The 10201-nt window shown below is 64.3% G+C and carries 10 protein-coding genes; 1 reads left to right on the top strand and 9 read right to left on the bottom strand.

Going from position 1 to position 10201, the window contains the following annotated elements; genetic code table 11:
- Window positions 1-23: 23 nt before the first annotated feature.
- The gene (locus PHX69_RS12320; protein ID WP_119012013.1) at window positions 24-770 is read left to right on the top strand and encodes a LytR/AlgR family response regulator transcription factor; all 747 of its coding nucleotides are present in this window, start codon (window positions 24-26) and stop codon (window positions 768-770) included.
- Between the two features lie 82 nt (window positions 771-852).
- On the opposite strand, the gene PHX69_RS12315 is transcribed toward PHX69_RS12320, so the two are convergent.
- From PHX69_RS12315 to PHX69_RS12275, 9 genes are all read right to left on the bottom strand, one after another.
- Window positions 853-1320 (bottom strand): group II truncated hemoglobin, encoded by a 468-nt coding sequence (locus PHX69_RS12315; RefSeq protein WP_288044012.1) that lies wholly within the window; start codon window positions 1318-1320, stop codon window positions 853-855.
- 63 nt (window positions 1321-1383) lie between these two features.
- The gene (locus PHX69_RS12310) at window positions 1384-3903 is read right to left on the bottom strand and encodes an ABC transporter permease (protein WP_288044011.1); all 2520 of its coding nucleotides are present in this window, start codon (window positions 3901-3903) and stop codon (window positions 1384-1386) included.
- A complete protein-coding gene (gene iscB / locus PHX69_RS12305; RefSeq protein WP_288044009.1) occupies window positions 3903-5339 on the bottom strand; it encodes an RNA-guided endonuclease IscB in 1437 nt (478 codons plus the stop codon). The genes PHX69_RS12310 and iscB overlap by 1 nt, the downstream gene beginning before the upstream one ends.
- A 405-nt stretch (window positions 5340-5744) precedes the next feature.
- Window positions 5745-6662 (bottom strand): formate dehydrogenase accessory sulfurtransferase FdhD, encoded by a 918-nt coding sequence (locus tag PHX69_RS12300; protein ID WP_288044008.1) that lies wholly within the window; start codon window positions 6660-6662, stop codon window positions 5745-5747.
- Window positions 6663-6725: 63 nt separating this feature from the next.
- Window positions 6726-7094, bottom strand: coding sequence for a hypothetical protein (locus PHX69_RS12295; protein WP_502958525.1), 369 nt, complete (start codon window positions 7092-7094; stop codon window positions 6726-6728).
- Window positions 7095-7102: 8 nt separating this feature from the next.
- Window positions 7103-8299: a formate dehydrogenase subunit gamma gene (locus tag PHX69_RS12290; RefSeq protein WP_288044013.1), complete on the bottom strand. Its 1197-nt coding sequence runs from the start codon at window positions 8297-8299 to the stop codon at window positions 7103-7105.
- A gap of 23 nt (window positions 8300-8322) precedes the next feature.
- Window positions 8323-8553 (bottom strand): hypothetical protein, encoded by a 231-nt coding sequence (locus PHX69_RS12285; protein ID WP_119012018.1) that lies wholly within the window; start codon window positions 8551-8553, stop codon window positions 8323-8325.
- The gene (fdh3B, locus tag PHX69_RS12280; RefSeq protein ID WP_119012019.1) at window positions 8550-9182 is read right to left on the bottom strand and encodes a formate dehydrogenase FDH3 subunit beta; all 633 of its coding nucleotides are present in this window, start codon (window positions 9180-9182) and stop codon (window positions 8550-8552) included. Before fdh3B ends, PHX69_RS12285 begins: the two co-directional genes overlap by 4 nt.
- 24 nt (window positions 9183-9206) lie before the next feature.
- A partial coding sequence (locus PHX69_RS12275; RefSeq protein WP_288044004.1) for a molybdopterin dinucleotide binding domain-containing protein occupies window positions 9207-10201 on the bottom strand: 995 nt, incomplete at its 5' end.

The following is a 10201-nucleotide window of genomic DNA, read 5'->3' as shown; positions in this document are numbered from 1 at the left end:
CGCGCAGCCGCGCGCCCTGCCCCATGAACATCCTGATCGTTGACGACGAGGCGCTGGCGCGCAGCCGCCTGCGCACCCTGCTGGCAGACATCGCCCCGCCGGGCCTGCCCCACCAACTGAGCGAGGCAGCCACTGCAGCTGATGCCCTGGCCCTGCTGGCACCCACCAGCGGACGTGCCTTTGACGTGGTGCTGCTGGACATTCACATGCCCGGGCAAGACGGCTTGGGCCTGGCGCACACCTTGCAAACGCTGGCCTACCCGCCCGCACTGGTCTTTGTCACGGCCCACACCGAACACGCCGTGAGCGCTTTTGAGCTGGACGCGGTGGACTACCTGACCAAACCCGTGCGCCGCGAGCGCTTGCAGCAGGCACTGGCCAAAGCGCAGCGCGCCAGCGCCACACAGCCCGCAGCCCCCGCACCCCACGACGGCGAGGTGCTGCTGATCCAAGACCGGGGCCGCACCGAGCGCTTGCCGCTGGCGCAGGTGCTGTACTTCAAAGCCGAACAGAAATACGTGACGGTGCGCACCGCCGCACGCAGCTACATCCTGGACGCCTCGCTCAATGAACTGGAGGCGCGCCACGCACCGCACTTTTTGCGCATCCACCGCAACGCCCTGGTAGCGCAGCGCGCCGTGCGGGCGCTGGAAAAGCACTACGACCCCGAAGAGGGCGAAGGCTGGGCGGTGCGCCTGCAAGGGCTGGGTGAGTTGCTGGCGGTATCGCGCCGGCAGGTGGCAGCGGTGCGCGAGGCGCTGACGCGCTGACAAGACCTACTGCCTGACCCTTGGCGCCTGCCAGAATCTGCCGGTTTGCTGGCCCGCCCTCGGGCACAGCACGTACGGCGCTTCAGGCGCCTTGGCGGTTGCGCATCCAGTCGGCGGTGTTGAGAAAACTCTCGTGCAGGCGCTCGCGCAGGGGCCCGGGGATGCCAGTTTCCTGCATGGCCTGGTCCATGCAGGCCACCCACTGGTCGCGCTCCTTGATGCCAATCGAGAACGGCATATGGCGTGCGCGCAGGCGCGGGTGGCCAAAGCGCTCGACGAAATAATCCGGCCCGCCCAGCCAGCCACACAAAAACCAGAACAGTTTTTGCTGTGCCTCGTCCAGCGTGCTGCCGTGGGTGGCGCGCAACTCGGCGTAGGCGGGCTCCAAGTCCATCAGGGCGTAAAAGCGCTCGGTCAGGGCCTGCAACTGGGGCTCACCGCCTATCAGTTCAAAAGCGGTGATTTGCGGCGCAGGCGCTGCGGTTTGTACCGCTGGTTCGGCCTGTTCGGTTGGTGCAGGGGTAGGTGGCTCAGTGTGGTCTTTTTTCATGGTCAAAAGTGCCTCTAGCGCCCTGGTGGTGAGCGCTACCAGCTATCAAAAAATGAGTAAATTTTATTCGGCAGTGCGGCGCAGCATATCCACCACCGGGCGTTGCAGCACCTCGCGCAGGCCCCACCAGCCAGCCAGCAGGGCCAGCACGGCGCCTGCGGCACTGCCCGCCAAGGGCACCCACAGCGATGCCGTCCAGTGGAAATCGAACACGTAACGCGCCAGCGCCCAGCCCACCGCCACGGCCACGCTACTGGCCAGAAAGCCCGCTAGCAAGCCGACACCAGCCAGCTCGGCGCGCTGCACCTGGCGCAGCAGGCTGGCGCGTGCACCCAGCGCCCGCATGATGGCGAACTCGCGCGCGCGCTCCTCGCGCGTGGCGGTGACGGCGGCAAACAGCACCACCAGCCCGGCCGCCAGCGTGAAGGCAAACAAAAACTCCACCGCCCGGATCACCTGGTCCAGCACGCGCTGCACCTGCGCCAGCGTGGCACCCATGTCCACGTTGGTGATGTTGGGAAACTGGCGCACCAACGCGTTGTCAAACCCCGGCGCGTTGGGGGCGCGGTAGGCGGCCAGGTACGTCACGGCCACGCCGTCGAGGTGATCGACGGGGTACATGGCAAAAAAGTTGGCCCGCATTGAGCCCCAGTCCACCTTGCGCAGCGAGGTGATGCGCGCATCGGTTTGCACACCGCCAATGTCAAAACGCAGCCGGTCGCCCAGGCGCAGTCCCAGGGTGTCGGCCAGGCCCTCTTCCACGCTGATGGCGCCTTTTTCTTGTGGCGTCCAGCGGCCCGCCACCACCTGGTTGTGTGCGGGTGCCTGCGCGGCATTGGAGAGGTTGAACTCGCGGTCCACCAAGCGCTTGGCACGGTCTTCGGTGTAGTCGTCCGGGCCCACGGGGCGATCGTTCACGGCCACCAGGCGGCCACGGATCATCGGATACCAGTCGTACTGGCGCACGCCCGCAGCTTGCAGCGCCTGCTGAAAGGCGTCGGCCTGGTCGGGCTGCACGTTGATGACGAAGCGGTTGGGTGCGTCGGGTGGCGTGGCCTGGCGCCAGCTGGCAATCAGGTCGGTGCGCAGCAGCACTAGCAGCACCAGCGCCAAGAGGCCCACGGCCAGGCTACTGACTTGCACCACGGCGTAAGCCGGACGGGCGCTGATCTGGCGCGTGGCCAGCACCAGCCAGCGCGGCGCCGTGGCCTCATTCACCGTGCGGCGCAGCAGCTTGACCACTACCCAGGCCATGGCAGCAAACAGCACCACGGCAGCGGCAAAGCCACCCACGGCGATCAGGCCCAGCTTCAGATCGCGGCTGACCACCAACAGCAATGCCGCAAAACCCAGCACGCCCAGCGCCAGCACCGCCAGCGATGCCGGGCGCAACGCCCCCACATCACGCCGGATAACGCGCAGCGGCGGCACCTGCGCCAGCTGCAACACCGGCGGCAGGCCAAAGGCCAGCAGCAAGGTCAGGCCCACGCCCAGGCCCAGCAGCGCGGGCCACAGGCTGGCAGCGGGCAGTGCCGACTCCACCAAGCCCGCCAGCAGGAGCACAAACACGTAATGCACGCCAAAACCCAGCACCACGCCCAGGGCGCTGGCACACAGGCCCACCAAGGCAAATTCAAAGGTGTAGCTCCAGGCGATGGTGGCCTGGCTCTGGCCCAGTACGCGCAGCAGAGCTGACGCGTCCAGGTGGCTGGCGGCAAAACCGCGCGCCGCCAGTGCCACGGCCACCGCCGACAGCAGTGCGGCCAGCAGAGCCACCAGGTTGAGGAACTTTTGCGCCCGGTCCAGCGTTTGCGTCATTTCCGGGCGGCCACTCTCCAGGGATTCGATGCGCACGCCGTGGATGGCGGGCTTTTGTGCTTCCACCGCTGCCCATTGGCTGAACTGCTGCACGGCTGCTTCGGGGCCAGCCACGGCAAAGCGGTAGGTCAGGCGGCTGGCGGGCTGCACCAGGCCGGTGGCGGGCAAATCCAGCGCATTGACCATGGCGCGCGGCGCAAAGCTCATGAAGCCCGAGCCCCGGTCCGGCTCGATGACGATGGTGCGGGCAATGCGCAGTTGCGCGTCGCCCAGCAGCAGCACATCGCCCACGCGCAGCTCCAGGGCTTGCAGCAAAGGCTCGTCCACCCAGACCTCGCCGGGCGTGGGAATGTCACGGGTAGCCTGACCCACCATACCGGGGCCAGCCGACACAGTCAGGCTGCCGCGCAGGGGGTAACCCGGCTGCACGCTTTTGAGCGCCACCAGCTTGGCCGCGCCACCCTGCGCATCGCTGGCGCGGGCCATGGTCGGAAAACCCAGGGTGGTGACGCTTTGCAGGCCCAGCGCCTGGGCGCGCTCGACAAACGCGGCAGGCGTGGGCTGGTCGCTGGCGACGACGGCATCGCCGCCCAGCAGCTGGCGCGCATCGCGCTGCAAACCGCCCTGGAGCCGGTCGGCAAAAAAGCCCACCGAGGTCAAGGCCGCCACGGCCAGCGTCACCGCCACCAGCAACAGGCGCAGCTCGCCGGCGCGCAGGTCGCGCCACAGCGTGCGCCAGCCCAATCGTAAAAAAGTCAGGTTCATCAGATTGCGCGTGAAACTTCGGCATTCATGCCGGGCAGGCAGAGCGCGGAACGCGCAGCGTTCCTGGCTTGGGGCCTTGCCTGTTCACGTCCTGTGTTGTCGGCCCTGTTGAAGAAATAGCCATAGCCATCAGCGCGCTGCACCACGCGGCAATGTTTATGGCTGATGCCTTGCACCACGACAGATTTTCCGTCCTGGTAGCTCTGGATGTTGAAAGAGCCGCTGGCACGGATAGCCACCCGTCCAACGTGTGTCCCGGCTTTGCGACCCGAAGGCACCTCAGCGCGCACCATGTCGCCAGTGCCAAAGCCATGCACCCGTTTGATTCGCAGCAGGTAGCCACGCGGGAAGCCGAATTTGTCCAGGCGGGTGCGCTGGTAGCTGCCCCGGCCTGTGGCTTTGAGGGTGAGCGTGGGGCGTTGCCAGTTTTCGATGGCTTGCATTTTCCCGACGCAGGCTGCATCGAGGGCATGGGTTTTCGGGATGCCCAGCATGCAGCGGTTGAATTTGGTTTGACCACCCGAGGCCAGTTCTACCGGCAAGCCGGTGGCTTTGAGGGAATTCGCCAGTGCCCAGCGCGTGGCGTTGACTGCTGCGGCATCGCGTAGCGGTTTTTTCGCGTCAGCCAATATTTTGACCAGGCGTTTTTTGTCTTTGACCAGGAAGTCTTCGATGCTGCGCGCTGCTTTCTTTTGGTTGCAGCAGGCGCAAGCCAGCGTCAGATTGGCTGTCCGGTTGCTGCCGCCTTGCGCTTTGGGCTGGATATGTTCGATTTGCAGCGGTACGTCTTTGGCATCGCAATACGCACACTGGCGGCCCCATTTCTCCAGCAGGTACTCGCGCAGCTCGTAGCCGAACAGGGTGCCTTGCTGGTACTCCACTCCCGAGATTTCCGGGTTTTGCAGGGCTTGCATATCAAAGCGCACCAGCTCGCTGCTGAGCGCGCTAACCGGCGCCCAACGCTGGATGCGCCGCACCCAGGCCATGCAGGTATCGACCCGGTGTTGCAGCGAGGGCGCCAACCAGCCCGACTTTTTGTTGCCGCGATTAAGAAAACGCGGGGTGCGGTAGCGCAACTGGCTTCTGCGGCGGCGGCGCATCTGGCGGCGCGCCGTCAGTGCTTCGGAAATCTGCTTGCCACGATGGATTAACTCCATCAGGTTCAGCGCGACGGCAGTGGTTTGCACTTCGCCGCTTTGCTGGTCAATGACTTGGGCATCGCGCACCAAGGCCAAGCCGGTGGTTTTGCTGCCGGGGTCGAGCTTCAAACGCAGCGGCTGAAAAGCGCATGTATCCGCTGCACGGTCTGTGAGCCGGATCACCATCGGCACGAGCCGATGCACCCGCGCCCGGCCACGCGCCAGCAGTAGCCGGGCGCGCTTTTCGGTGCAGGGCATCAATGCCTTGCCTTGGTGGTCCAACACAAAAACTGCCACGTAGCTCTCCATCTCTCCAAAAATCAGCTGTCTTTCCAGCAGTCAGCCCTTACGGGCCTGGTGACGGACATCTTGCGATGTCGCTCCCCTCGGGAATGTCCACAACCGGCTCCAGCGCCTTACGGTGCTGCGGTTTTAACCTTCGGGCTTTTACCTTGGCCCAGCATGATCAAAACCTTGCAGAGCAGCAAACTGAGGAAGCATTTGCTGGTGCGTCTGAACGACCTGTTGTCAACGTAGCGGGTTGGTTACCGCTTTCCCTGGTCAACCCGGCTTGCATCCTTTCGGCTTCAAGCCCCGTCCTTATGTCCGGGGTAGTTGACGGGAGCGGCACCTTAGCGCGAATCACCTGACCTGCCAGGGTTCAGGGATACCGGCGCCGGGCTTCAAAACAGGTGCGGGCGCTCAGGCAGCGCCCGTGCGGGGTTGGTCTGATCCTGGCAGCGCGGCGGGCTCGGCCAGCGTGGGCTGTAGCCGCAGCCGCTCAGGGGCGCTGTAGCACAGAAAGCGCCGGTTGGTCGCGCGGCCAATGGCGCACAGGCCCAGCTGCTGCGCCAGCGCGTGGCCCATCTGCGTCATGCCGCTGCGCGAGACGACGATGGGCACACCCATCTGTGCCGATTTGATGACCATCTCGCTGGTCAGGCGGCCTGTGGTGTAGAACACCTTGTCGGCCCCCGGCAGCCCGGCGTCACCCGCACCGGGCTGCATCCACATCCAGCCGGCAATGGTGTCGATAGCGTTGTGGCGGCCCACGTCTTCAACAAAAATCAGCAGCTCTTCTCCCTGGAACAGCGCGCAGCCGTGTACCGAGCCTGCCGATTTGTAGGTGCTTTCTTTGACCCGAATGGCGTTCACGATGCCGTAGAGCTGCGCCTGTGTCAGTTGCGCAGGAGGCAGGTGGATGCGATCGACCTCGTCCATCAGGCCGCCAAAAACGCTGCCTTGGCCGCAGCCGGTGGTCACCACCTTGCTGGCGGTGCGCTCTTCAATGTGGTCTATGCCGCTGCGCGTTTTGACGGCGGCGGCGTTGACCGACCAGTCCACGGTGATGGAGTCAATGTCGTGCACCGATGCCAGCAGCCGCTGGTTGCGCAAGTAGCCCAGCACCAGCCACTCGGGATGGGCGCCCAGCGTCATCAGCGTGACCAGCTCGCGCTTGTCCACGTACACGGTCAGGGCTCGCTCGGCGGGGATGTGGATGCGCTCGCGCTCGCCGCGCTCGTTGACCACCTCGACCGCCTGGGTCAGCGGGGCTTGCGCCTGCGTGAGGCGGGGCAGCCTGAAAAGGCCAGAGGGTGTGCAGTGGGTATCGTTTTGCATGGCGCCAGCGTACAGGCAAAAGAAAACGGCCCCTGCAAGGGGCCGTAATCAGCAAAAAACGTGTCAAGGTTTGGGCGCGGAGGCCGAGGGCATGGAGGTGCTGGGCGGGCTGCTGGCCGTGCCCGGCGGCGAGTGCGCACCTGCCGCTTCTGCGGGTTTGTCAGCAGGTGGCGTGTACGCAAAAGGCCCCGGATTCATGCAACCGGAAACGCTGGCCCCTTCAGGTGCTTTCTGGCGAAAGCGCGCGGCCACCTTGTCTTGCGCCAAGCACAGCTGGTAAGCCTCTACCTTGCCGCTCCAGGCAGACTTGGCAGCCGCTTCAGCGGCTTTGGCCTGTGCCTCCGGGGTGGCGGCTGGCAGTTTGGCCAAGGCCATACAAGAAACAGTGGCGGCCAGTACCGCCAGCAATGGGTTACGCATATTCATAGTCATGGTTTACCTCAGACCTGCGCCGCACGGCCCGCATCAGGAGAAACAGCCACCGGGCCACTGCGCTGGGCAGGAATCTTGCCCGTGCGCACATCTTCGGCCCACAGCGCGTGGTGCTCTTTCGCCCAGCCTTCAGAAACATAGCCCGTTTTCATGGCCTTGTAGGCACCGCGCATTCCCACGGTGCCCATATAGATATGGCCCAGAGTCAGCGCCATCATCCAAATGGCCAACGCAGCGTGCAGCATGTGGGCAATCTGCATCTGCCCACGCAACTCGCCCACGCCGGGGATGAGCTTGTCCAACACCAGGCCCGTGCCCACCACCACGATACCGGGGATGGTGATACCCCACCAGAACAGGCCTTTTTCGCCCGCGTTGAAGCGGTGCGAAGGCACCTGGTCATGGCCACCCAGCATGCCGCCCGCCTTGCTGAGCCAGACAAAATCAGCGCGGTTGGCAATGTTGTCTTTGACAAAGGTCACGATGATGACCAGCAACGACACGGCAAACAACGGGCCCATGAAGTTGTGCACGTTCTTCAAGGCAAAAGTCAGCCAGCCAAACAGCGCACTGCCCATCAGCGGCAGCAGGAAGAACTTGCCAAACGCCATCACGATGCCCGACAGTGCCAGCGCAATGAAGGCAAAGGCATTGGCCCAGTGCGCAGCGCGCTCAAACGGCGTGAAACGCTCGATGCGGCGACCCGTGTCGGGGTGCTCGTGGCCCATGGTGCCTTTAGTCAGGTAAAAAATGGACAGTGCCAGCAGCACAATGCCCAGCAAGGCGGCGCCATAAGGAATGATCCACTGGTTGCGCACCTGGCGCCAGGCCTCACCGGCGTTGGTCAAGCGCGATCCGGGGTACTGCACAAACGGCTGGATCAGGTTGCCTGCCTCGGGGGCCTGCGTTTTCGGCAGGCTGCTGTAGCCGGTCACGCCCTGCCCCACCTGGCGCCACATCGGCGCGTTGTTGCCGGGCTGCACCTGGGCGCGCTCGGCATTGGTCTGGCTGGCGTAGCCGCTGTCCTGGCTGGCGTCGGGTTTGACCTCAAAAATACTCTGACTCTGGATGCCAGCGATGACAGGCGCCGCCACAGCCGCTGGTGGCGATGGTGTGACCGCCGGGCTCGCGGGCGCCTGCGCCCAAGAGGCTGGCGCCAGGGCCGCGCTGCTGGCCACCAGCAAAGCGCACACAAGGTGTTTCATGGGTTTCATGGCGAACCTCGCAATCAAGGCATGCGGGAGTAGTCGTTCTGGCCGCGCTGCTGGCGTGCGCGCAGGTGCTGCTCCCAACTGGTTTTGTCGCCAGGCGTCCAGCCCTGCTGCACAAAATTGCTGCCCGTGCCCTGATAAGACGCCGTGTCTTTTTTCGAGCCGGTGGCTGTTTGTGGTCGCTCACCACAAGCTGCCAGCGCCAGCACAGCGGCCATGGCGCTCCCAATGACTACAGTGCGTTTCATGGCTTGGCTCCTTCGGTGGCCTGCACGGGCGGCTGACCGGCTTGTTTGGAGCCGTACGCTGTTCCCCAGCCCCATACCTCGGCACCTTTGCCGCGCTGCACCACACGGCTGCGGAAAATATCGGCCACCACATCGCCATCACCGGCCAGCAAGGCCTTGGTGGAGCACATTTCCGCGCAAGCGGGCAATTTGCCTTCGGCCAGGCGGTTGCGACCGTATTTCTCAAACTCTGCCTGGCTGCCGTTGGCCTCGGGGCCACCGGCACAGAAGGTGCATTTGTCCATCTTGCCGCGCATGCCAAAAGTGCCTTGCGACGGAAACTGCGGCGCGCCAAACGGGCAGGCATAGCTGCAATAGCCGCAGCCGATGCAGACATCCTTGTCGTGCAGCACCACACCTTCATCGGTGCGGTAGAAACAGTTGACCGGGCAAACGGCCATGCAAGGCGCGTCGCTGCAATGCATGCAGGCCACCGAGATGGACTTTTCGCCCGGCACACCGTCGTTGAGCGTGACCACGCGGCGGCGGTTCACGCCCCAAGGCACTTCGTGCTCGTTCTTGCAGGCAGTCACGCAGCCATTGCATTCGATGCAACGCTCGGCGTCGCAGATAAATTTCATTCGTGCCATGTCGGTCTCCAATCGGTGGTGGCTTTAGGCTTTTTCGATGTTGCAGACCGTGGTCTTGGTTTCCTGCATCATGGTCACGCTGTCGTAGCCGTAGGTCGTGGCGGTGTTAACGGCCTCCCCGCGCACGATGGGCGCTGCGCCCTTGGGGTAGTGCGCCAACATATCCACGCCCTGCCAGCGGCCCGAGAAGTGAAACGGCATCCAGACCGTGTCTGGGCCCACCCGCTCCGTGACCAGCGCCTGCACATTGAGCCGTGCGCCGGTGGGAGAACTGAGCCACACACGCTCGCCATTGCGGATGCCCCGGTCAGCTGCCGCCTTGGGGTTGATTTCCACAAAGGCCTCTTGCTGCAACTCGGCCAGCCAGGGATTGGAGCGGGTTTCCTCGCCACCGCCTTCGTACTCGACCAACCGGCCCGAAGTCAGGATGAGCGGGAATTTTTCATAAACCTTGTCCGCCACGTTCTTGTCCTGGATGGACTTGTAGAGCGTGGGCAAGCGCCAGAAGGCTTTTTTGTCGTCGTGGGTGGGGTATTTGGCCACCATGTCCGGGCGCGTGCCATACAAGGGCTCGCGGTGCTGCGGGATCGGATCGGGGAAGTTCCAGACCACCGCACGCGCCTTGGCATTGCCAAACGGGTGGCAACCGTGCACCTTCATGACCACGCGCTGTATGCCGCCAGACATGTCGGTCTTCCAGTTCTTGCCCTCAGCGGCGTTTTTTTCAGCGGCGGTGAGGTCATCCCACCAGCCCAGCTTTTTCAGCAGCACATGGTCAAACTCGGGGTAGCCGGTGGTGATGTCGGCACCCAAAGAGTGGGAGCCGTCTTCGGCCAGCAGCGTTTGACCATCGCGCTCCACACCAAAGTTGGCGCGGAAATTGCCACCACCGTCCATCACGTGCTTGGAGGTGTCGTACAGGTTGGGCGAGCCAGGGTGCTTGAGCTCGGGCGTGCCATAGCAAGGCCAAGGCAGGCCGAAGTAGTCACCCGCAAAGTCGTAGCCGGTTTCAGGGTCTT

It is taken from the genome of Simplicispira sp. (genome assembly GCF_028687295.1).
Taxonomy (GTDB): Bacteria; Pseudomonadota; Gammaproteobacteria; order Burkholderiales; family Burkholderiaceae_C; genus Simplicispira; species Simplicispira metamorpha.
The sequence above is the reverse complement of the archived record's forward strand: the minus strand, read 5'-3'. Positions and strand labels throughout refer to the sequence as shown.

Coding starts and splice junctions, on each gene's coding strand:
- PHX69_RS12290 (WP_288044013.1), bottom strand. CDS start 8,299: ATGAAACACCTTGTGTGCGCTTTGCTGGTGGCCAGCAGCGCGGCCCTG.
- PHX69_RS12320 (WP_119012013.1), top strand. CDS start 24: ATGAACATCCTGATCGTTGACGACGAGGCGCTGGCGCGCAGCCGCCTG.
- PHX69_RS12300 (WP_288044008.1), bottom strand. CDS start 6,662: ATGCAAAACGATACCCACTGCACACCCTCTGGCCTTTTCAGGCTGCCC.
- PHX69_RS12295 (WP_502958525.1), bottom strand. CDS start 7,094: ATGACTATGAATATGCGTAACCCATTGCTGGCGGTACTGGCCGCCACT.
- PHX69_RS12285 (WP_119012018.1), bottom strand. CDS start 8,553: ATGAAACGCACTGTAGTCATTGGGAGCGCCATGGCCGCTGTGCTGGCG.
- PHX69_RS12315 (WP_288044012.1), bottom strand. CDS start 1,320: ATGAAAAAAGACCACACTGAGCCACCTACCCCTGCACCAACCGAACAG.
- PHX69_RS12310 (WP_288044011.1), bottom strand. CDS start 3,903: ATGAACCTGACTTTTTTACGATTGGGCTGGCGCACGCTGTGGCGCGAC.
- fdh3B (WP_119012019.1), bottom strand. CDS start 9,182: ATGGCACGAATGAAATTTATCTGCGACGCCGAGCGTTGCATCGAATGC.